The following is a 20,779-nucleotide window of genomic DNA, read 5'->3' on the forward strand; positions in this document are numbered from 1 at the left end:
CATACCGCACGGACGCCCCTCCAACGAGTAACGAATGCTCGCACTCTCGCCCGTTGACGAGTACATGCTCGCCGTCACCGCCGCGACCGTCCTCGGCCTCCTCGCGTCCGCGGCCGTCTTCCTCCCCCGGTCGCCCGCGTGGTACGTTCGCGAGTTCCTCCGAACGGACTGGAAGTACCTCGGCGCCGCGTGGCTGGTCGCCGAGAACCTCCCGTCGCTCGCGGAGGCGAACAACGTCGAGCAGACGTTCACGGACGCCGTGTACGCCGTCGAGGGCGGAACCGTCGCCGCCGTCCAGTCTGTCGCCAGCCCCCCGCTCACGTGGGCGTTCGTGGCGTTCTACCTCGTCGTCTTCCCCGTGCTCGTTCCGCTCACGTACTTCGCGCTGAAGTCGTACGCGTCTGAACTGGACGCTCGGCGGTACGCCGTCTCCTACGTCCTCGTCGTCCTGCTCGCGACTCCCTTCTTCGTCCGGACGCCGGTCTCCATCCCCGCGCTCTACCCGCCCGCTGGCGTCGACCCGCTCGTGTTCGTCACGCCCGAAGTCGAGGCGGGGATGCTCGCGACGGACTCGATGCTGAAGGCGTTCCCGAGCCTCCACACCGGCCTCTCCGTGCTCGCGGCGCTGTACGCGCGGAAGACGATCCGGCTGTACGCGCTCTCCGCGGGCGTTTCCGCCGCCGTCATCGTCGTCTCGACGTTCTACCTCGGGATGCACTGGCTCGTGGACGCCGCCGCGGCCATCGTCCTCGCCGGTCTCGCGTACGCGCTCGCGCATCGCATCCCGCCGGAAGCGGTGCTTCCCTTCCCCGGGTATCGACGGCTCGCCGGCCGGCTCCGCGATTAGTCCGTGCTGGCGCCGGCGGCGCCGGGCCGGCTGGGTTCGCCCTCGTGCACGGCGGCCGCAACCCGCTCCGCGGGGGCGTGCGGCGCGTCGAGCGCCGTCTGGTCGCCCGCGACGAGCACGCGGCCAGTCAGGAGTTCGCGGTTCCGCCCGAGGGCGAGCGCGTCGCTCGCGACGACGGTCGTGTCGGCGTCCGCGACGAGCGCCCGGGCGGCGTCGAACGTCTCGCCGTCCACGCCCGCGAACGGTTCGGCGGTCACGCAGTCGGCGGCGAGCGCGCGCGCCGCCCGATGGTCGGCGTCGCCCGCGACGACGGGTCCGACCGTCACCCGGAACCCGCCGTCCGCGAGCCGTCGGACGAGCGGCGCCGCGGTTCCGCCGCCGCCGAGCACGTGCACGGTCTCGGGGCGGTCGTCCACCCGCTCGGAGAGCGGCGTCACCGCCGGCGACCCCGTGACGGGGTTCTCGCTCACCGCAGTGCGGGCGTCGAACGCCTCCCGGAGCGTGCTCGTCGTCAACACCTGGTCGGGCGGGCCGTACGCGAGCACGCCGCCGTCGGAGAGCACGAGCAGGGCGTCGCAGTAGCGCGCGGCGAGGTCGAGGTCGTGGATGGCGGCGAGCGCGGTGCGGCCCTCGGAGACGAGGTCGCGGACGAGGTCGAGCGTCCGGATCTGGTGGTTCACGTCGAGGCCCGCTGTCGGCTCGTCCAAGAGGAGTATCGGGGCGTCCTGCGCGAGCGCGCGGGCGAGGAGCACGCGCTTTCGCTCCCCGCCGCTCACCGCGGTGATGGAGCGCTCCGCGAACTGCGCGACCTCGGTTCGCTCCATCGCCTCGGTCACGATGTCCGGATCCGGGTCGGCGCCGAAGCGCGCCTGATGGGGGTGGCGCCCCATCTCCACCACGTCGCGGACGGTGAAGTCGAAGGAGATGGTGGTCTCCTGGGGGACGACGGCGATGCGCCTGCTCGCCGCCCGCGAGGAGAGGTCGTGGACGGCGGCGTCGCCCGCGGACACGGTTCCGGCGTCGGGACTCAGCCCGCCCGTGATGGTGCGGAGGAGCGTGGTCTTCCCCGCGCCGTTCGGGCCGACGAGGCCGACGAGCGACCCCTCCTCGACGGTGGCGCTCACGCCGTCGAGCACGCGGAGGCTGCCGAACGACTGTTCGAGGTTCCGGATGTCGAGTTTCACAGGTCGTGCACCTCGCGTTTCCGGAGGAGGTAGAGGAAAAAGGGCGCGCCGAGGAAGGAGGTGATGACGCCGACGGGGAGGCCGCCGCCGAACACGCCGGTGACGCCGAGCGCGCCGAGCGGGAGGCCGTCCACGCCGACCCGCGCGAGGGTGTCCGCGAGCACGAGGAAGGTCGCGCCGGCGAACGCGCTCGTCGGGAGCAGGATGCGGTGGTCGGGGCCGACGACGAGGCGGAGGACGTGCGGGACGATAAGTCCTACAAAGCCGATGACGCCGGCGTACATCACGGCCGCGCCGGTGACGACGCTGGCGACGGCGAGCAGGAGGCGCTTGGTGCGTTCGACCTCCACGCCGAGGGCGTGCGCGTCCTCCTCGCTGAGGAGGAGGAGGTTGAGTTCGCGGCTGTACCCGTAGAGGACGAGGCCGCCGAGCAGGGCGATGGGGAGGACGAGCTGGACTTCCGCCCAGTCGGTGTCGGCGAGGCTGCCCATCAGCCAGTGGATGGCGCGCTGGAGGCTGTGCTGGTCGGAGCGCACCATCAGGAGGCTCACGACGGAGCCGAGGAAGGTCTGGACGGCGACGCCGGCGAGGAGCAGCGTGGCGACGGGCGTGTGGCCGTTCTGGGTGGCGATGAGGTAGACGAAGAACGCGGCGGCGAGCGCGCCGACGAACGCCGCGGCGGGGATGCCGCCGGGGACGGTGACGGGGAGGACGATGAGGGCGACGGCGGCGGCGGCCGCGCCGGAGGAGACGCCGATGATGGACGGGTCGGCCATGGGGTTCCGGAAGAACCCCTGCATGACGGTGCCGGCGACGGCGAGCGCGAACCCGACCGCCGCGCCGAGGACGATGCGGGGGAGGCGGAGGTTCACGACGACGAACGGGTAGGGCGCGGGCACGTCGAAGCGGAAGACGTGCGCCCACGCGACGTCGAGGTAGGGGAAGGCGGCGGAGGTAGAGACGCCGGCGGGGACGACGACCGCGTTCAGAATCGCCTGTGCGACCTCGGCGGGCGGGATGGAGATGGGGCCGAGGGTCGCGCTCGCGACGACGCTCGCCACTGTGAGGGCGGCGAGGGCGAGCGTGGCAGAGACGACTCTGACGCGGGCGGCGGGCATACGGGAACAACCAGGGTTGGGTTAGGTAAATATTTATTGAATAAGCGTGGACGGGGAGACGTGCACAGACGCCTCGTCACCGTACTGATGGTCGCACTGCTCGCAACCGCGGGCGTTCCGGCCCTCGGCGGCACTGTCGCCGCCCAGGACGACGCCGGAACCGCCACGTGTAGCTATCCGTTCACCGCGACGGACGCCACCGGAACCGAAGTCACCGTCTCCGACGAACCCGAACGCGTCGTCGTCGTCGGCGCCAGCGGCACCCAGACGATGTGGGAGATCGGCGCACAGGACAAGGTCGTCGGCATCTGGAAGAGCCCCTCCACGACGTATCTCGACGGCGCGGCGAACGTCACCGGCGTCGCGACCCAGTTCGGGTACGCGAACGTCGAGGAAGTGCTCGCGCAGAACCCCGACCTCGTCCTGCTCGCGAACATCCAGAAGAACTCCACCGCGGAGAAACTCCGGCAGAACGGCACGACCGTCTTCAAGTTCCACGCCGCATCGAGCATTCAGGACGTCTACGAGAAAACCCGGCTCACCGGCAAACTCGTGGGGAACTGCGAGGGCGCCGAGGAGACGGTGACGTGGATGCAGAATCAGGTGCAGAAGGTGCAGGCCGCGACCGCGAACGTCGAGGACGAATCGATGCTGTACCCGATGAGCGCCAGTTACTCGCCCGGCGCGAACACGTTCATCACGGACATCATGCGCACGGCCGGCGCACACAACGTCGTACTCGACGGCGACTTCGGGGGCGGCTACGTCCAGCTATCTGGCGAGTTCGTCGTCCAGCAGAACCCCGAGTGGCTGCTCGCGAGCTACACGCCCGCGCTCGTGAACGGGACGCCGTCGGGAACCGAAGCGCTCGAATCCGTCGCGACGGACGCACTCAAGCAGACGCAGGCCTACCAGAACGGGAACATCGTCGTCGTGAACTCGAACTACCTCAGCCAGCCCGCGCCCCGCCTCGTCTACCCCCTCCTGAACATCACGAAAGCCCTCCACCCCGACGCGTGGGCGGCCGTGAACGCCACGACGACCACCACCACGACGAGTGCGTCCGGTACGACCACCACGACAACGACCGCCGCGACCACCACGAGCGCCGAGGGTAGCACCCCCGGATTCGGCGTGCTCGCCGCGCTCGCCGCGCTCGCCGGCGCGCTCGTCGTCGCGCGGCGTCGCTAGGTCCAACAGGGTTTAACCGTCCCGTCGATTCTTTTCGCGTATGGTCGAGAACGTCATCTATCCCGCCTACCTCGACAGCGAGTGCTCGCGGACGGAGGGGCGGCGGGTGCCCGAGAGCCTCGCGGTCGCGGATCCGACCGTAGACGAGATAGCGAAAGCGGTCGGACAGGTCGGGTACGACGCCGTCATCGAACGCGACAAATCGTACAGCCGGGAGAGCTGGCGCGAGCGCGGCCGCGTGCTCGTCGAGAACGCCGACGACGCCGGGAAGTCCGACCTCCTGCAGGCCGTCGGCGCGTACGTCACGGCCCTCCGCGAGTAATGCGGCGCGCAGGCACCGTCGCCCGAACCGCGCAAGGCCTCGCCATCGTCCGCTGCGAGGACGAGACCCATCCCGACATCGGCGCGGCCGTCGTCGATTCCTCGCTGGACGACGTCGGCCGCGTCGTGGACGTGTTCGGCCCCACCAGTCGTCCCTACCTCGCGGTCACCCCCGAGAACGGCGTGCACCTCCCCGCGATCCTCGGGGAGACGCTCTACTTGCGATAAGTCGGAACGACGAAAACCCCCGGTCGTCTCTGTGCCGACATGAAGCAGCGCACGCGTGCCCTCCTCGCGGGTGCAGCCACCGTCCTCCTCTTCTTCCTCGTGCAGGTCGGTGCGCTCGCGCTCGTCGAACCGTTCGAACGCTATCAGACCATCGAGGATCCCACCAACCCCCTCAACAGCGTCCTCTACATCGCATTGCTGCTCGTCGCGACCGCCGTGATGCTCGGCGTCATCAAGTACGGCAAAGAGCAGGCCATCCGGTACGTCATCATCGCCACCGGTGCGGTCGTCACCTACTATGTGTTCAGCGTCGTCGGCGGGCCGGTCGTCGGCGGCGGCGCGGCCGTGCTCGTCGTGCTCGGTCTGCTCGTCCACCCCGAGTGGTACGTCATCGACGCCGCCGGCGTCGTGATGGGTATGGGCGCCGCCGCGCTCTTCGGCGTGAGCTTCGGCGTGCTCCCCGCGCTGATACTGCTCGTCGGCCTCGCCGTCTACGACGCCATCAGCGTCTACCGCACCAAGCACATGCTCACGCTCGCGGAGGGCGTGATGGATCTCAACGTCCCCATACTCTTCGTCGTCCCCACTCGGCTCGACTACTCCTTCCGCGACGACAGCACGCCCGGCGCCGCCGGCGACGACGACGGCGAGCGAGACGCGCTCTTCATCGGACTGGGCGACGCCGTCATGCCCACCATCCTCGTCGCGAGCGCGGCGTTCTTCCTCGACGCCGACGCCATCCTCGGCGTCCCCATCCCCGCGCTCACCGCCGCAGCCGGCACGCTCGCCGGCCTCGTCGCCCTCCTCAACGAAGTCATGAAGGGCGAAGCGCACGCCGGCCTCCCCCTGCTCAACGGCGGCGCCATCCTCGGGTACCTCGTCGGCGCGCTGTTCGCCGGCGTCCCCCTCGACGTGGCGCTCGGCATCGCCGACTACCTCTAGTCGGCGGCGAAGCTTTTGTGTCGGGGGCGCCTACGTAGGCGTATGAAGTCCCGACTCATCAGGGCCGCGAATCGCGCGAAGTACGCAGCCATCGGCGCAGCCATCGGTGCCGCGGCCGGCGGCCTCTTCGGCCGGAACACCGCGAGCACGGGCGGCGCGATCGGCGGCCTCGTGGGCGCTATCGTCGGCGAGAAGAGCGTCGGCGTGAAGGAGCGCGTCGACCGCGTCCGCCGCCGCAGCGAAGAGTGACTACTCGCCCGTCAGCGCCTCGCTCGCGGGCGAGATATCGATAGTGGTGCCGCGACCCGCTTCTTCGGCGCGCTCGTACAGCAGGTAGGCAGCGGCGGCCGTCTCGATGCCGGTGCCGCCGGAGTCGAACACCGTGATGTCGTCGTCGCTCGTCCGTCCCGCCGCTTCGCCGACGAGCACGTCCCCGAGTTCGGCGTGGATGTGGTCTTCGGTGACGACGCCCTCGTCGAGCGCGTGCAGGAACGAGCCGGCGTCCGTCGTGGCGCGGGCGCGGAGGTCGGGAACGTAAATGGAGCGCTCGATGGTCGTCGCGTCGAGCTCGCGCTTCTCCGGGTTGTACTGCCCCATCGCGGTGACGTGCGTCCCGGGTTCGAGGTGGTCGCCGTCGAACACCGGTTCCGAGGCGTTCGTCGCAGTGATGACGATGTCCGCGTCCTCGATGGCGGCGTCCGGGGACGCGACCGCCGCGACGGACGCGTCGAGCGCGGTGTTCATCTCGCCCGCGAACGACTCTCGATGGCCTTTTGTCGGGGAGTACACCCAGACGGTTTCGAGGTCGCGGACCTCCGCCGTGCAGCGCAACTGGCCTCTCGCTTGCGCGCCGCTTCCGATGACGGCCACGGAGGTGGCGTCGTGGCGCGCGAGGGCGTCCACGCCCACTGCGCCCGCCGCGCCGGTCTTGAACGGGTTCATGCTCGCGCCGTCGATGAGCGCGAGCGGTTCGCCGGAGTCCGCGTCGAACAGCGGCGTCATGAACCACGCGTCGCGCCCGCCGAACCCCGCGCTGTACATGTAGCCGCCCATCGCGCCCGTGTCCGGGAGGATCGCGGCGTACGACGTGAACATTCCGGGCGGGTCGTCGTTCACGAGCTTCGTGCGCGGTTCGGCGGGCGCGCCCTCGCCGCGCTGGCGGTAGGCGTCCCGCACGGCCTCGACGTAGTCTGCGGGTGTCGCGAGGTCGGAGACGTCGTCGCTCGCGAGGTAGCGTGCGTCAGTCACGTCCGAGGATTCGCGGGGCGAGAGGAAAAGCGTTGAGGGAGCGTAGCGGGTTATTCCGCGTCGACGGGCGCGTTCATCGCGCCGGAGACGTTCTGCGCGGCGGTCGGGGTCGCGTCGGGCGTGCGGTCGACGGGGCCGTTGACGAAGAGGGCGTGGCCGACGAGTGAGACACCGACGAGTCCCGCGGCGAGGACGGCAGTCGTCGTGGAGAAACCGGTGGCGAAGAGGCCGCCGGTGATACCGAAGAATGCGAGGGGAATGATGCCGAGGATGACGTCGTAATACTCACTCATAATACAATACATACTATGCGAGATAGTCATATAAGTGTTTCCCAAAGGTGAGGGGTTGCTGAAGGGTACCTAACTCATAACTTATGGAGCGAGGTGGTCGTCGCGACCGTCCGCCACGCCAGCAAGAATATCGCCCCGAACACCGCTGCGACGGCGAAGAACACCGGTGACGCGTCGCCCGGGAAGAACGCGGTACGCCGCAGTAGCTGCCCCAGAACGTCCGCGACCAGCCACCCGCCGACCGTCGCGCCGCCGAGGCGGAGCCAGGAGTCGCTCACGCCGTCGGCGTACGCGCCGAACGCCCACGCCCCCACCAGCCATCCCACGAGGAACGGCACCGCCGCACCAGCGAGCTGCACCGCGAGGTCGGCCGCCTGCGACGGCCGGAACAAGAACGGACTGTGCTGGTACTCGCCCACCGTGACGAACGCGAGAATCGCGACGACGTCGCCCGCGGTGAACCGTCGAACCGCCCGCCTATCGAACTCGAACATACCGGGGGTTCGCTCGCCTCCCTATTCGCTTCTCTGCTCTCGAACGCCCGCGACCGTGTACGCGAACCCGCGCTCGACGACCTGCGGCGCGAACCCCGCGTCCGCCAGCAGCCCTCGCAGGGCGTCCGGCGTGTAGAACGTCGATTCGAACCGGATCGCGTGCTCGGCGGCTTCGAGCAGGCGCCCCCGAACTGTCGACGGGTCGAACTCCCGCACGACGAGCACGCCGCCCGGCCGGAGGACGCGCGCGGCCTCGTCCAGGGCCGCGGGAACGTCCGGGAAGTGGTGGAGCGCGTCCACGATGACCGCGGCGTCCGCGGACGCCGACTGGATCGGAAGCCCACCCACGTCGCCCTGCACCACTGGCAGGCCGGCGTCCGCGGCGCGTTCGAGCATCCCCCGCGAAGCGTCCAGCACGGTCGCGCCCCCCTCGAGCGCGCGGGCCGCCCGTCCCGTCCCGCCGCCGAGGTCGAGCACGCGCTCCACGTCCCGCTGCGCGTTCCCGAGGCCAGCCGCGAGCGGCGCGCGCTCCGTCGCCGGCATCACGAAATCGTAGACGGGCGCGAACGCGTCGAAGTACGGGACGTCGTGCATACCCGAAGAGTCGCGGGCGTGCCACATAAGCCTCCGTCGACCCAGATGCCGGTATGGAGTTCGACGTGCTCGGCTGGCCCGACGACGACCCGACCGTGCGCCTCGACTGGACGCGCTTCGCGTACGCGGGGAAGTTCGTGATGTCGAACACGGGGAAAGCGCTCGCGCGCGACGACGGCGACATCGTAGGCGCGGTGTCGTTCAACGCCGACCGCACCGACGACGCGGTGGGCTGGCTGCGATACGTCACCGTCCGCGAGGACTACCGCGGGGAGGGCGTCGGCCCGCGGCTCTGCGCGCACGCCACCGACCGCCTCCACGAACGCTACGACACCGTGAAAATCGCCGTCAACAACCCGTTCGCGTATCACGCGCTCCACAAGGCCGGATTCGGGTGGACGGGCGACACCACGGGTCTCGCGGAACTCGTGCTCGCCCACCCCGCGCCCGCGGACGCCGACTACGAGACCGGCCTCGGCCGGTACCGCGAACGCGACCTGTCTGAGGCGGAAGCAGCGTTCGTCGCGGAGAAACTCGACGCCGGCGCGCCCGCAGCCCGGGAACCGCCAGCCTGAAGCGCGCGCTCACCCCACAGCCAGACATGTCCCCGGTATTCGTCGTGCTCGGCCTGCTCGCGCTCGTCACGGGCACCGCCGCGCTCGCGAAACCCGGCCTCGTCTTCCGCCCCGAGAACGCGATGTACGACGGCGACGACGACCTCACCGACCGCGAAGCGGCCCTCGTCCAGCGCGGTGCGGGCGCGGCCACCGTCCTCCTCGGCCTCGCGCTCCTCTTCGTCGGCCTCGCGTGACGAAGCCTTAACGTCGAACACGCCCAATTACGGGGTGATGGGACTCTCGGACCTCCGGCAGCTCGCCGTCATCGAGGAGGTCGCGTTCAGCGACCTCGACGGGGACGCGGTCGCCGTGGACGCGCACAACTGGCTCTACAAGTACCTCACGACGACCGTGAAGTGGACGAGCGACTCCGTCTACACCACGAGCGAGGGCACTGAGGTCGCGAACCTCCTCGGCGTCGTGAAGGGCCTCCCGAAGTTCTTCGAGAACGACCTCACGCCCGTGTTCGTCTGGGACGGCGGCGTCACCGAACTCAAGGACGACGAAATCGCGGAGCGCCGCGAGCAACGCGAGAAGTACGAGGAACAACTCGAAGAGGCGCGCGAGGAGGGGGACGCGGTCGCGGTCGCCCGACTGGAGTCGCGGACGCAGCGCCTCACCGACACCATCCACGAGACGACGCGCGAGCTCCTCGACATCCTCGGCGTGCCGCAGGTCGAAGCGCCCGCGGAGGGCGAGGCGCAGGCCGCGTACATGGCGCGCGTGGACGACGCCATCGACTACGCGGGGAGCGACGACTACGACACGGTGCTGTTCGGCGCGCCGTACACGCTCCGCCAGCTCACCTCGAAGGGCGACCCCGAACTCATGGACTTCCAGGCGACGCTGGACGAACACGACATCACGTGGGAGCAGCTCGTGGACATCGCCATCCTCTGCGGCACGGACTTCAACGACGGCATCAGCGGCTACGGCCCGAAAACCGCGCTGAAATCGGTGAAACAGCACGGCGACCTCTGGGGCGTCCTCGACGCCGACGACGAGTACGTCGAGCACGCAGACCGCATCCGCGCGCTCTTCCTCGACCCGGACGTGACCGACGACTACGCGCTCGACCTCGCGGTCGACCCGGACGTGAGCGCCGCGCGCGACTACGTCTGCGGAGAGTGGGGGATACCCGCGAGCGAGGTCGAAACCGCGTTCGACCGCATCGAGGAGTCGATGGTGCAGACCGGCCTCGACCAGTGGACGTAGGTTCTCCGACCGGGCGGTTTTTCCTCGCCGCACTCCCTCACTCGTGTATGGACCTCTCCGAAATCGAGAACCTCATCGAGTCGAACATCGAGGACGCGGACGCCGAGGTGTCGCGCACGCGCGGCCCGCACGACGACGACCACCTCGGCGCGGTCGTGGTGTCGCCCGCGTTCGAGGGGCTCTCCTTGGTCGACCAGCACCAGCTCGTGTACGACGCGCTGGAGGGGAAGATGACCACGGACATCCATGCGCTCGAACTGAAGACGTACACGCCCGAGGAGTACGACGGATAGCCGACAGGTCTTTTCCACGCCGCGTGATAGGGTATCGCATGGCATCCGAAGCGTACGTGCACCGGGACGACTTCGGGGAGCAACTCGTCTCGCGCCTCCACGACCAGGTCGGCGAGACGCTGCGTTCGGTCGTCGCGTACACCACGGACGAGTACGCGCTCTGGTACCTCCGCGACGACGTGGAACACCGATACACGCCCGAGGACGTGGCGGCCGCCGTGGACGAGATGCGTCTCGAAACTCTCCACCGCGAGTACATCAACGACGTGTTCGCGGAGCGCTGCGGCGACCTCCGGTGCAGCATCACGTACTTCACGGAGTCCGTCGAGATGAACTTCCCAATCTCGTCCGGCGAAGGCCTCGCCATCTCCGTTGACGAACACCACTTTGAGGAGCAGACCGACCTCGTGAAGAACGTCACCACGTTCCTCGACGAGGAAGCAAGCCCCGAGTTCTTCGAACCGTAGGTCGCGGCGAGCGCGCGTCGTTCCGGTGGCTTTTACGCTGTCCGCGACGACGTCCCGCGTATGGCAGACGATTACCGAGTCGAGGAGGACAGCCTCGGAGAGATGGAGGTTCCGGCGGACGCGTACTGGGGCGCGCAGACCCAGCGCGCGGTGGAGAACTTCCCGATCAGCGGGGAGACGTTCAAGCCGCGGTTCGTGCACGCGCTCGGCGTCGTGAAGAAGGCGGCGGCGCAGGCGAACCGCGACCTCGAAACCATCCCCGCGGACAAGGCGGACGCCATCGTCGAAGCCGCAGAGGAGGTCATCGCCGGCGAGCACGACGACCAGTTCCCCGTCGACGTGTTCCAGACGGGGTCGGGCACGTCCTCGAACATGAACGCGAACGAGGTCATCGCGAACCGCGCGACCGAGATTTACGGCGGCGAAATCGGCACGCGGGAGATCCACCCGAACGACCACGTGAACTTCGGGCAGTCCTCGAACGACGTGATTCCGACGGCGATGCACGTCGCGTCCCTGTCGGCGCTCGTGGAGGACGTCCAGCCCGCGCTCGAAACGCTCGCGGCCGAGTTGGAGGCGAAGGAAGACGAGTTCGACGGCATCGTGAAGACGGGCCGCACGCACCTGCAGGACGCCACGCCGGTCCGTCTGGGCCAGGAGTTCGGCGGGTACCGCGCGCAGATAAAGAAGGGCCTGGCGCGCGTGGAGAACGTGAAGCCGCACCTGCGCGAACTCGCCCTCGGCGGCACCGCCGTGGGAACGGGCCTGAACACGCACCCCGACTTCCCGCCGAAGGCCGCGGACTACATCAGCGAGGAGACGGGCATCCAGTTCCGCGAGGCGGACAACCACTTCGAGGCGCAGGCCGCCCACGACGCGATGAGCGAGGCGCACGGCGCGCTCAAGACCGTCGCCGGCAGCCTGAACAAGATCGCGAACGACCTCCGTCTGCTCGCGAGCGGCCCGCGAAACGGCCTCGGTGAACTCGAACAGCCGGAGAACCAGCCCGGGTCCTCGATCATGCCCGGGAAGATCAATCCGGTCGTCGCGGAGGCGGTGAATCAGGTGCACAAGCAGGTCGTCGGGAACGACGCCGCCGTCGGCGCGGGCGCGGCGGAGGGCCAGATCGACCTGAACCTCTACAAGCCCATCCTCGCGCAGAACTTCCTCGACTCCGCGACCCTCGTCGCGAACGGGAGCGAGACGTTCGCGAACAAGTTCGTCGCGAAACTCGAAGCGAACGAGGAGCACTGCGAGACCCAGGTCGAGCAGTCGATGGCGCTCGCCACCGCGCTCAACCCCGCAATCGGCTACGACAAGGCGAGCGAGGTCGCGAAAGCCGCGCTCAAGGAGGACAAGACGGTGCGGGAGGTCGTGCTCGAACGCGGCTACCTCACCGAAGAGGAGGCGGACGAAGTGCTCGACCCCGAGGCGATGACGCACCGCGTCATCCTCGGCGACGACTAGAGGGTTTTTCACCGCAGGCGTTCCCTCCCCTCACATGGAACGCCTGAATCCCCGCGTCCGAATCGTCTGGGCGGTCGGCGCGCTCGTCACCGCGCTCGTCCTCGGCGGTATCGTCGCCGGCGTCGCGCTGTTCGCCGACACCAGCGCTCTCCCGTGGTTCACGCCGGTCTACGGCGTCGCCGCCTCCCTCCTCGTCGGTATCATCGGCGTGGTGTTCGCCGTCCGCAGGTACCGAGTATTCCGGTTCGAGGTTCGCGAGGACACGCTGTTCCTCCAGCGCGGCGTCGTCACGCGCGTCAGAACCGTGGTTCCGTACGTCCGCGTCCAGCACGTCGACACCCAGCGCGGCCCCCTCGAACGCCTCGTCGGCCTCTCCTCCGTCGTCGTCTACACGGCCGGAAGCCGGGGAGCCGACGTGTCGATACCCGGACTGACGCCGGAGCGCGCCGACGAACTGCAGGCGTCGCTGCGCGAACTCGCAATCGAGAGCGAACCCGAGGACGCCGTATGAGGCTTCACCCGTTCAGCGTCCCGTACCGCGTGGTGGACAGGGGGCTGCGGTTCGGGTGGGCGGCCGTCATCGGCGTCGCCGCGACCTCCGGCGGCGCGTTCGCGGCGTTCTGGCCGTTCATCCTCGCCGGCGTGGTCGCGCTCGCCGTCCTCGGACTGGCGTACGAGTACGCCTACTACCAGCGGTTCGCGTACGAACTCGCGGGCGACACGCTCGACATCAACTCCGGCGTGCTCAGCCGCCGCGAGCGCGAGATACCGCTGCGTCGCGTGCAGAACGTGGACGTGACGCGGAACGTCCTCCAGCGCGCGCTCGGCATCGCCACCGTCAGCGTCGAGACCGCGGGCGGCGGGAGCACCGAGGCGAAACTGGAGTGCGTGAGCGCGGAAGAAGCGGAACGCCTCCAGTCCGAGATACGCCGCCTCAAGGCCGGTGAAACAACCGACTCCGAGGGAGTCGAATCGGAGGACGTGCTGTACGAACTCGACGACCGCTCGCTGCTCGCGTACAGTTTCCTCTCCTTCGACCCCCGAGTCGCGTCCGGCCTCGCCGTGCTCTTCCCCTTGCTCGGCCCGGTCGTCGCGACGCTCGGGTTCACCGACGCCGCGAACGGCCTCGGCGCCGCGCTCCTCGTCTTCCTCGTCGGCGTCGCCGTCCTCCTGCTCGTCGCCGCGCTCTGGGTGGCGAGCGCGGCGATTCGGTTCGTGCGGTTCTACGGCTTCCGCCTGCGCCGCGAGGGCGACGACCTCCGGTACGAGCGCGGCCTCCTCAAGCGCTACACGGGCACGATTCCGCTCGACAAACTCCAGTCCGTCTCCCTCACCGAGAACCTCCTGATGCGTCGCGTCGGCTACGCCACGCTCGCCGTCGAGACCGCGGGGTACGCGCCCGGCGACACGCCGTCCGGGGGTTCCGAAGCCGCCGTCCCCTTCGCGCCTCGCGGGGACGCGCTCGCGCTCGCCCGAACCCTCGAACCGTTCGACGACGTTGCGGTCGAACGCCCGCCGCCGCGGGCGCGCCGCCGGTACGTCGGGCGGTACTCCATCCTCGCCGGCGTCGTCGCCGCGGGCGCGTTCAGCGCGAACGCCGTCTGGGGCCTGCCCTACTGGTGGCTCTCTCTCCTCCTGTTCCCGGTCGCGGTCGCGGGCGGCCACTACCGCTGGCTCCACCTCGGACACGCCGAGGGCGACGAGTACGCCGTCACCCGGAGCGGGTTCTGGTCGCGCTCCACCACCGTCGTCCCCTACTACCGCCTCCAGACCGTCATCGAATCCCAGTCAGTCTTCCAGCGCCGCTGGGGGCTCGCGTCCGTCGTCTACGACACCGCCGGAAGCCGACGGCTCGCGGGCGGCGACGCCACCGCGCACGACATCGAGGAGGACACCGCGAGCAGTCTCGTCGAACGAGCGATAGACAGACTCCGCGCGACGCTCGGCCGCCAGTAAGAGGACACGCGCGTCCTGGGGCCGACGTGGGTACGCCGACCCCGCGACGGTACCGTCACAGGTCGACGGACCGTGTGCGGGCGTGTGAACCCGCAGCGGAGTGTGCACCGCACACGACAAAAAATTACTCCCTTCGACCCGCGGGAACTCGCGCCGAGCGCCACGACTGCGGACAAGCAGGCCTCTCGGCGGCCCTATCGAGCGCCGAGACGCTGGAAGCAGACCGCGGCGCACGCGGTGAGAACGCCGAGGACGACGAAGGCCTCGTCGAACAGGTCGGCGTCCGCCATCGCGCCGACGAACGCGGATCCGGTCGCGCTCACGAGGAAGAAACACGTCCGCAGGAACCCCCAGGACGCGCCCTGCGCGTCCGTCGGGAGCGCCGCGATGACGGAGGAGTTCGCGACGGGCGCGATGCCCATTCGAGTCCCGAGCAGGAAAGCGAGCACCGCCCAGACGGCGGTCGAGTCCACGAACGGCACCGCGAACAGCGTGAGCGCCCCGAATCCGGCGGCCGTGACGAGCACCGGAACGGTTCCGTATCGGTCGGAGAGCGATCCCGCCGCTAACTGCGTGAGACCGCCGCCGACGAACAACAATGCGAACACGCCGGACGCGACGCCCTGACCGATGTGCTCCACGTCCACGAGGTACGTCGGGAGGAACGCCGTCAGCCCCTGGAACGCGAACAGGTAGAACGTCAATCCCGTGACCGCGAGCAGGACGTCGCGGTCGCGCACCGCGTCCGGGACGCGTTCGATGGCTTCGCGGAGCGTGAACGTCGGGCCGGTGTCGATGGTGGTCTCCGCGTACTCGTCGATCGGGTCGGGGAGGACGCGATAGGCGAGCGCGGCGACCGCGAGGAACAGCGGGGTCGCGCCGCCGACGAGGACGCGCCAGCCGAGTTCGTCCACCGCGACGCCCGCGATCAGCGGGAGGACGGCGGAGCCGAAACTCCCCGCGGCGAGCGTGATGCCGAACGCCGCACCGGCGCGCGTCGGGAACGCCCGGGAGAGCGCGGTGCCGCGCGCCGGCCCGTAGAACCCGGAGCCGATGCCGAACGCCGCCGCGCCGACGAGGAACACCGCGAACACCGGCGCGCTCGCGAGGAAGACGAGGCTCGCCGCGCTCATCGCGAGACTCCCCGCGAGCGCCGTCCGCTCCCCGATGCGGTCAGTGATGAGGCCGGCCGGGAACTGCGTGAGCGCGTAGAACGCCCACACGACCGTCACCGCGACGCCTGCCGTCGCGTTGTCCACGACGAACGTCTCCTTCACCTGCGGAATCACCGCCGGAACCAGGAATCGCAGGCCGAGCGTGAGCAGCCACCCGGACGCGATACTCAACAGGATCCAGCCGCGGCCGTCGCCGCGCAACCCCTGCACGGACTCCGTGAGCCGGCGACGACTCTCTGACACGACTAGGGAGACGTAGACCGCAGGTAAGAAGCCCCTGAAAGGCGGCGGGGTTGCCGTTACTCGGATCGCGGGCTATTCGAGGTCGAAGCGGTCTGCCTGCATCACCGCACTCCACGCCTCGACGAAGTCCTCGACGAGTTTTTCCTCGCCGTCCTCGCTGGCGTACACGTCGGCGTGCGCGCGGAGGCGGGCGTTCGAGCCGAAGATGAGGTCGAAGCGCGTGGCCTCCCACACCTTCTCGCCGGTGTCGCGGTCGAAGCCCTCGAACACTTGCTCGTCCTCGTCGACGGGCTCCCACTCGTAGTCCATGTCGAGGAGGTTCCGGAAGAAGTCGTTCGTCAGCGTTCCCGGGTCGTCCGTGAGGACGCCGCGGTCGGTGTTCTCGTAGGTCGCGCCGAGCGCGCGCATCCCGCCGACGAGCACCGTCAGGTCGGTCACGGAGAGGTTCAGGAGTTCCGCCTTGTCGACCATCCGCTCCTCGAGGGAGCCGTAGAAGTCGTCGAAGTCGCCCGCCCCGATGTAGTTCCGGAAGCCGTCCGCCTTCGGCTTGAGCGCCTCGAAGGAGTCGGCGTCCGTCTGTTCGGCGCTGGCGTCAGTACGACCCGGCTCGAACGGCACGTCCACGTCGTAGCCGGCGTCCGCCGCGGCCTGCTCGATCGCGACGTTCCCACCGAGGACGATGAGGTCGGCGAGCGAGACGCGCACGTCGTCGTCGCGCGCCCCGTTGAACTCGGCCTGGATGTCCTCGTACGTGTCGAGCACGTCCGCGAGCGCGTCCGGCTCGTTGACCTCCCAGTTGCGCTGGGGTTCGAGGCGGATGCGCGCGCCGTTCGCGCCGCCGCGCTTGTCGCTGTCGCGGTACGTCGACGCGGACGCCCACGCCGTCTTCACGAGCTCGGAGCGCTCGATATCGGCGTCGAGGATCGCGGTTTCGAGTTCCGCGATGTCGTCCTCGCCGACGAGCTCGTAGTCCGCGTCCGGGATCGGATCCTGCCAGACGAACTCCTCGTCCGGCACTTCGGGCCCGAGGAAGCGTTCCTTTGGCCCCATGTCGCGGTGGAGGAGCTTGTACCACGCACGCGAGAACGCCGCCTGGAATTCGTCGGGGTTCTCCTGGAAGTTCTCGAGCACCGCGCGGTAGTCCTCGTCGCGCTTCAGCGCCACGTCCGTCGTGAGCATCATGGGCTCCTCGGACTCGTCGAAGTCCTGTGCGTCGGGCGCCTTCTCGATATCTTCGCGCTCTTCCTCGGTCGCGGGCTGCCACTGCCACGCGCCGCCGGGGCCCTTGTGCGGCTCCCACTCGTAATCGAGGAGGTTGTCGACGTAGCCCATGTCCCACATCGTCGGCGTGTCGTTCCACGGCCCCTCGATGCCGCTCGTAATCATGCCGGCCTTCTCGAACTCGTGATCCCAGCCGAGGCCCTGTTGCTCTAGCGGGGCGGCTTCGGGCTCCGGGCCGATCTCCGTCTCGTCGTCGGCACCGTGAACCTTCCCGAACGTGTGGCCGCCAGCGATGAGCGCAACGGTCTCCTCGTCGTCCATCGCCATGCGCTCGAACTCCTCCCGGATGTTCGCCGCGGATCCCTCGACGTCGGGTTCGCCGTACGGGCCCTCGGGGTTCACGTAGATGAGCCCCATCACGGTGTTCGCGAGCGGGTCCTTGAGGTTCCCGACGTCACCGTCCTCGAAGCGCTCGGGCGACGTGGTCTCCCAGTCCTCCTCGGGCCCCCACTCGACGGCCTCGTTGGACTTGTACTCGTCCACGCGGCCGCCCGCAAAGCCGTACGTCTCGAACCCCATCGATTCGAGGGCGACGTTCCCCGCGAGCACGATGAGGTCGCCCCAGGAGAGCGCGCGACCGTACTTGTGTTTGACCGGCTGGAGGAGGCGCCGGGCCTTGTCGAGGTTGACGTTGTCGGGCCAACTGCTCTCCGGCGGGAGGCGCTGGAGCGCGCCGGACGCGCCCGCGCGGCCGTCGAGGGTGCGGTAGGTGCCGGCGCTGTGCCACGCCATCCGGATGAACAGTGGGCCGTAGTGGCCGTAGTCGGCGGGCCACCACTCCTGTGAGTCCGTCATCACGTCCGCGATGTCGGACTTCACCTCGTCGAAGTCGAGCTTCTGGAACTCCTCGGCGTAGTCGAAGTCCTCGCCGTACGGGTCGAGTTCGGCGGCGTTGTCGTCGAGGATGTCGAGTCGGAGGAGGTTCGGCCACCACTCCTGGTTGGACCACGTCATTCGTGAGCCACCTCGCGGTTGCCCGTCAGCGTACCGCGCGAAGCCGCTCCGCGATCGGATGTGTCGCCTTCCGTTGCTGTCTCCATCACATCAATACTGAACAGATATCTTGATAAATCCACCGATGGTATTCTCGTTTACAATCTTTGAGTTGGCGAACAGCGCACAAATTTTCCCGGTATGCGAAATACTGGGGTGTTCTCGTCGCACGGAGCACCGCCCCACACCGTCGACCGACCCGGACTCTCGCCCGCCACGACCGACGCCCGGAACCGTCGCGGTAACGGTCTCCGTCACCGCTTCTGCGGCGGCGCTCACTCGACAGCGACCCCGTCCCCGACCGCGAGCGTCCGCCCCCGTGCGTCCTCGGGGACGTCGGCGATGAGCATCAGCGCGTAGTAGTGGTCGAACGCCTCGCGGTCGACCCAGTCGGGGAGCGTCGCCTCGCGGCGCTCCACGAACCGCTCGCGGAATCCGGGGTCGCGCTCGCCCGTGTCCGGGTCGCGCTCCGGGACGACGCAGCGCCCGCAGGGCTGAACGCCCTCGAAGCGCACGTCGCCGGCGCGGAACGCGGGCGCGTCCGGCCCGACGAATCGGTCCTCCCAGAACGCCGGGACGCCCGCGACCTCGACGTTCGCGCGCATCCGCCGCCGCACGCTCTGGACGGTGAGGTCGTCGAACCAGTCCGCGACGGCTTCGAGCGTCGCCGTACTGATGACTGAGGGACCGGCGGACCGTCGGTCCACGAATCCGAGTTCGGTGTCGCGCTCCACAGTGAGGTCGCAGTCGAAGAAGCCGCCGAGCCACGCCGCCGCCTCCGACGGCCGGTCTCGGAGCGGGAGCGTCGCCGTCTCCCCCGAGCTCGTCTCGACCGCTAGCGTCCCCGAATCGCTGTCGTACGCGGTGTCGAGGTCGTGAACCCGCGGCGTGCGCTTGCCGTTCACGGGGTCGCCGTCCGCGTCCACGAGCCTGTACTCGCGGTCGCCCGCGAGCGTCCCGCCCTCGGTCACCCGAACCGTCTCGACGTCCGCTCCGGAGAGTGCTTTCACGGGGTACCGCGTGAGCCGCGCGACCCGAGCCATACCGGAGAACGCGCCGGCCGCCGGCAAAGACCTGCCGGTCACACCGTTTCACTCCGCCTCGCGTGCACAACGCCTATGGCCCCCTCGCGTCGACTCCGAATGTGTCCGCCGCAGGCCGCCTCCGCCGATTCGTCGCCGCCCGCGTCGCCGTCGACGCGCGCGCGCTCGCCGCGTTCCGCATCGGCCTCGGGAGCCTAATCCTCCTCGACCTCCTCCTCCGCCTGCGGCACGTCCGCGCGTTCTACACCGACTTCGGCGTCCTCCCCCGCGAGGCGCTCCGCGAGGAGTTCCCGAAGTTCGCGGCCGTCTCGCTCCACGCGCTCTCCGGCGGCCTCGCGCTCCAACTCGTTCTGTTCGCGCTCGCCGCCGTCCTCGCGATCTGCCTGCTCGTCGGCTACCGCAGCCGGCTCGCGGCCCTGCTCTCCCTCCTCTTCCTCGTCTCCCTGCAGGCGCGCAACCCCGTCGTCCTGAACGGCGGCGACATCCTCCTGCGCCGCCTGCTCATCTGGAGCGTCCTCCTCCCGATCGGCCGCGCGTGGAGCGTGGACGCCGCCCGCGAGCGCGCCCACAACCGCACGTTCGGCCCAATCGCGAGCATCGCCACCGCCGGCCTGCTCGTGCAGGTCGTCGCCGTCTACGCCGTGAACGCCGCGCTCAAGTCCCGCGGGGACGCCTGGCTCGCCGGCACCGCCGTCCGGTACGTGTTCAGCCTCGACCAGTTCCTCCGCCCGCTCGGCGAACTCCTCGCCGGCTCCCCCGCGCTCCTCACCGCCGCGGACTACGCGTGGGTCGCGCTCTTGCTCGCGTCCCCGCTCCTCCTGCTCACCGCGGGCCGCGTCCGCGGCGCGCTCGCCGCCCTGCTCTCGGCCGGCCACCTTGGGATGCTCGCGACGATGACGCTCGGCGTCTTCCCGCTCGTCACGGTCGTCGCGCTCCTCGTCTTCCAGCCTCCCGGGGTGTGGGATCGCGTGCCCGACCCCCAGCCGTGGTTCGACCGCCTCGCCCGCCGGCTGCCCGAACTCCCCCGGCCGAGCGCGCCCTGGGCGCTCGGCCGCCGCGGCACTCGCGTCCTCTCGATCCTCCTCCTCGCCTTCGTGCTCGTCTGGAACGCCGCCGCGGTCGGCGTCGTCCAGCCCCCCGAGAGCGCGCCCGTCCAGCCGAGCGAGCGCAGCTGGGACATGTTCGCGCCCGAACCCCTGGGAGTCGACGGCTGGTACGTCGCGCCCGCGGTCACGACGGCGGGCGAGACCGTCGACGCGTGGAACGGCGGCACGGTCTCCTACGCGAAACCACCGGACGTGTCGAAGACGTACCCGAGCGCGCGCTGGCGGAAGTACCTCGTCACGGTCGCCGTCTTCGACGGCCGGTCGCTCGCGGACGAGTTCGCCGCCTCCCTCTGCCGGGAGTGGGACGCCACCCACGGCTCGGAACTGGCTCGCGTGTCCGTCGTGTTCGTCGCGCAACCGACGCGACTCGACGGCCCAGAGCCGACGGAGAACTGGACGCTCGCGACCCACTCGTGCGGGCGGTGACAACTCTCCGCGGATACCTGTGCGTTTATACTCGTCC

At 69.5% G+C, this 20,779-nt stretch carries 24 protein-coding genes; 15 read left to right on the forward strand and 9 right to left on the reverse strand.

The genetic code is table 11. The features are described 5' to 3' along the window. Window positions 1–34: 34 nt before the first annotated feature. Window positions 35–847, forward strand: a complete 813-nt coding sequence (locus tag FQU85_RS09295; protein ID WP_145847188.1) for a phosphatase PAP2 family protein — start codon at window positions 35–37, stop codon at window positions 845–847. On the opposite strand, the gene FQU85_RS09300 is transcribed toward FQU85_RS09295, so the two are convergent. Together FQU85_RS09300 and btuC are read right to left on the reverse strand one after the other, a co-directional pair. Further along, the gene (locus tag FQU85_RS09300; protein ID WP_145847190.1) at window positions 844–2,031 is read right to left on the reverse strand and encodes a heme ABC transporter ATP-binding protein; all 1,188 of its coding nucleotides are present in this window, start codon (window positions 2,029–2,031) and stop codon (window positions 844–846) included. The genes FQU85_RS09295 and FQU85_RS09300 overlap by 4 nt on opposite strands. Further along, the gene (gene btuC, locus FQU85_RS09305) at window positions 2,028–3,149 is read right to left on the reverse strand and encodes a vitamin B12 ABC transporter permease BtuC (RefSeq protein WP_145847192.1); all 1,122 of its coding nucleotides are present in this window, start codon (window positions 3,147–3,149) and stop codon (window positions 2,028–2,030) included. Before btuC ends, FQU85_RS09300 begins: the two co-directional genes overlap by 4 nt. Before the next feature lie 60 nt (window positions 3,150–3,209). Here btuC and FQU85_RS09310 point away from each other — a divergent pair, with 60 nt between their 5' ends. From FQU85_RS09310 to FQU85_RS09330, 5 genes are read left to right on the forward strand one after another with little or no spacing between them, the layout of a single operon-like run. Next, window positions 3,210–4,340 carry a PGF-CTERM-anchored ABC transporter substrate-binding protein gene (locus FQU85_RS09310; protein ID WP_145847194.1) on the forward strand — a complete coding sequence of 377 codons (1,131 nt, stop codon included), beginning with the start codon at window positions 3,210–3,212 and terminating at the stop codon, window positions 4,338–4,340. 40 nt (window positions 4,341–4,380) lie between these two features. After that, entirely contained in the window at window positions 4,381–4,662 is a 282-nt protein-coding gene (gene srp19, locus FQU85_RS09315; protein ID WP_145847197.1) for a signal recognition particle subunit SRP19, read from the forward strand. Next, window positions 4,662–4,889 (forward strand): Gar1/Naf1 family protein, encoded by a 228-nt coding sequence (locus FQU85_RS09320; protein ID WP_240792415.1) that lies wholly within the window; start codon window positions 4,662–4,664, stop codon window positions 4,887–4,889. The genes srp19 and FQU85_RS09320 overlap by 1 nt, the downstream gene beginning before the upstream one ends. 39 nt (window positions 4,890–4,928) lie before the next feature. Next, a complete protein-coding gene (locus FQU85_RS09325) occupies window positions 4,929–5,831 on the forward strand; it encodes a presenilin family intramembrane aspartyl protease PSH (protein ID WP_145847199.1) in 903 nt (300 codons plus the stop codon). Between the two features lie 42 nt (window positions 5,832–5,873). Next, window positions 5,874–6,080: a glycine zipper 2TM domain-containing protein gene (locus FQU85_RS09330; RefSeq protein WP_145847201.1), complete on the forward strand. Its 207-nt coding sequence runs from the start codon at window positions 5,874–5,876 to the stop codon at window positions 6,078–6,080. On the opposite strand, the gene FQU85_RS09335 is transcribed toward FQU85_RS09330, so the two are convergent. The 4 genes from FQU85_RS09335 to FQU85_RS09350 form a co-directional block, all read right to left on the reverse strand. Further along, complete coding sequence (locus FQU85_RS09335; protein ID WP_145847203.1) at window positions 6,081–7,079, reverse strand: ornithine cyclodeaminase family protein; 999 nt, start codon at window positions 7,077–7,079, stop codon at window positions 6,081–6,083. Between the two features lie 50 nt (window positions 7,080–7,129). Continuing rightward, window positions 7,130–7,372 carry a hypothetical protein gene (locus tag FQU85_RS09340; RefSeq protein WP_145847205.1) on the reverse strand — a complete coding sequence of 81 codons (243 nt, stop codon included), beginning with the start codon at window positions 7,370–7,372 and terminating at the stop codon, window positions 7,130–7,132. Between the two features lie 74 nt (window positions 7,373–7,446). Next, window positions 7,447–7,866 (reverse strand): DUF3054 domain-containing protein, encoded by a 420-nt coding sequence (locus tag FQU85_RS09345; RefSeq protein WP_145847207.1) that lies wholly within the window; start codon window positions 7,864–7,866, stop codon window positions 7,447–7,449. Between the two features lie 21 nt (window positions 7,867–7,887). Then, entirely contained in the window at window positions 7,888–8,460 is a 573-nt protein-coding gene (locus FQU85_RS09350) for a class I SAM-dependent methyltransferase (RefSeq protein WP_145847210.1), read from the reverse strand. A gap of 53 nt (window positions 8,461–8,513) precedes the next feature. On the opposite strand from FQU85_RS09350, the gene FQU85_RS09355 reads away from it, so the two are divergent. The 8 genes from FQU85_RS09355 to FQU85_RS09390 are packed head-to-tail and all read left to right on the forward strand — an operon-like array spanning window position 8,514 to window position 14,475. Beyond that, the gene (locus tag FQU85_RS09355) at window positions 8,514–9,035 is read left to right on the forward strand and encodes a GNAT family N-acetyltransferase (RefSeq protein WP_145847212.1); all 522 of its coding nucleotides are present in this window, start codon (window positions 8,514–8,516) and stop codon (window positions 9,033–9,035) included. 26 nt (window positions 9,036–9,061) lie between these two features. After that, window positions 9,062–9,271, forward strand: a complete 210-nt coding sequence (locus tag FQU85_RS09360; protein WP_145847214.1) for a hypothetical protein — start codon at window positions 9,062–9,064, stop codon at window positions 9,269–9,271. Between the two features lie 37 nt (window positions 9,272–9,308). Then, the gene (gene fen / locus FQU85_RS09365; protein ID WP_145847216.1) at window positions 9,309–10,292 is read left to right on the forward strand and encodes a flap endonuclease-1; all 984 of its coding nucleotides are present in this window, start codon (window positions 9,309–9,311) and stop codon (window positions 10,290–10,292) included. 47 nt (window positions 10,293–10,339) lie between these two features. Then, window positions 10,340–10,585 carry a BolA family protein gene (locus FQU85_RS09370; RefSeq protein ID WP_145847218.1) on the forward strand — a complete coding sequence of 82 codons (246 nt, stop codon included), beginning with the start codon at window positions 10,340–10,342 and terminating at the stop codon, window positions 10,583–10,585. A 38-nt stretch (window positions 10,586–10,623) separates the two neighbouring features. Next, window positions 10,624–11,052 carry a hypothetical protein gene (locus FQU85_RS09375; protein WP_145847220.1) on the forward strand — a complete coding sequence of 143 codons (429 nt, stop codon included), beginning with the start codon at window positions 10,624–10,626 and terminating at the stop codon, window positions 11,050–11,052. A gap of 60 nt (window positions 11,053–11,112) precedes the next feature. Further along, the gene (locus tag FQU85_RS09380) at window positions 11,113–12,519 is read left to right on the forward strand and encodes an aspartate ammonia-lyase (RefSeq protein ID WP_145847222.1); all 1,407 of its coding nucleotides are present in this window, start codon (window positions 11,113–11,115) and stop codon (window positions 12,517–12,519) included. A gap of 34 nt (window positions 12,520–12,553) precedes the next feature. Beyond that, window positions 12,554–13,030 (forward strand): PH domain-containing protein, encoded by a 477-nt coding sequence (locus tag FQU85_RS09385; protein ID WP_145847224.1) that lies wholly within the window; start codon window positions 12,554–12,556, stop codon window positions 13,028–13,030. After that, entirely contained in the window at window positions 13,027–14,475 is a 1,449-nt protein-coding gene (locus tag FQU85_RS09390; RefSeq protein ID WP_145847226.1) for a PH domain-containing protein, read from the forward strand. The genes FQU85_RS09385 and FQU85_RS09390 overlap by 4 nt, the downstream gene beginning before the upstream one ends. 194 nt (window positions 14,476–14,669) lie before the next feature. On the opposite strand, the gene FQU85_RS09395 is transcribed toward FQU85_RS09390, so the two are convergent. From FQU85_RS09395 to FQU85_RS09405, 3 genes are all read right to left on the reverse strand, one after another. Further along, window positions 14,670–15,893, reverse strand: coding sequence for an MFS transporter (locus FQU85_RS09395; protein WP_145847227.1), 1,224 nt, complete (start codon window positions 15,891–15,893; stop codon window positions 14,670–14,672). Between the two features lie 72 nt (window positions 15,894–15,965). After that, window positions 15,966–18,128, reverse strand: a complete 2,163-nt coding sequence (gene katG / locus FQU85_RS09400) for a catalase/peroxidase HPI (RefSeq protein WP_145847228.1) — start codon at window positions 18,126–18,128, stop codon at window positions 15,966–15,968. 314 nt (window positions 18,129–18,442) lie between these two features. After that, window positions 18,443–19,210 carry an MOSC domain-containing protein gene (locus tag FQU85_RS09405; RefSeq protein WP_145847229.1) on the reverse strand — a complete coding sequence of 256 codons (768 nt, stop codon included), beginning with the start codon at window positions 19,208–19,210 and terminating at the stop codon, window positions 18,443–18,445. Between the two features lie 101 nt (window positions 19,211–19,311). On the opposite strand from FQU85_RS09405, the gene FQU85_RS09410 reads away from it, so the two are divergent. Then, entirely contained in the window at window positions 19,312–20,742 is a 1,431-nt protein-coding gene (locus tag FQU85_RS09410; protein WP_145847230.1) for an HTTM domain-containing protein, read from the forward strand. Window positions 20,743–20,779 lie beyond the last annotated feature (37 nt).

This window comes from Salarchaeum sp. JOR-1, from assembly GCF_007833275.1.
In the GTDB taxonomy this organism is placed as follows: Archaea; Halobacteriota; Halobacteria; order Halobacteriales; family Halobacteriaceae; genus Salarchaeum.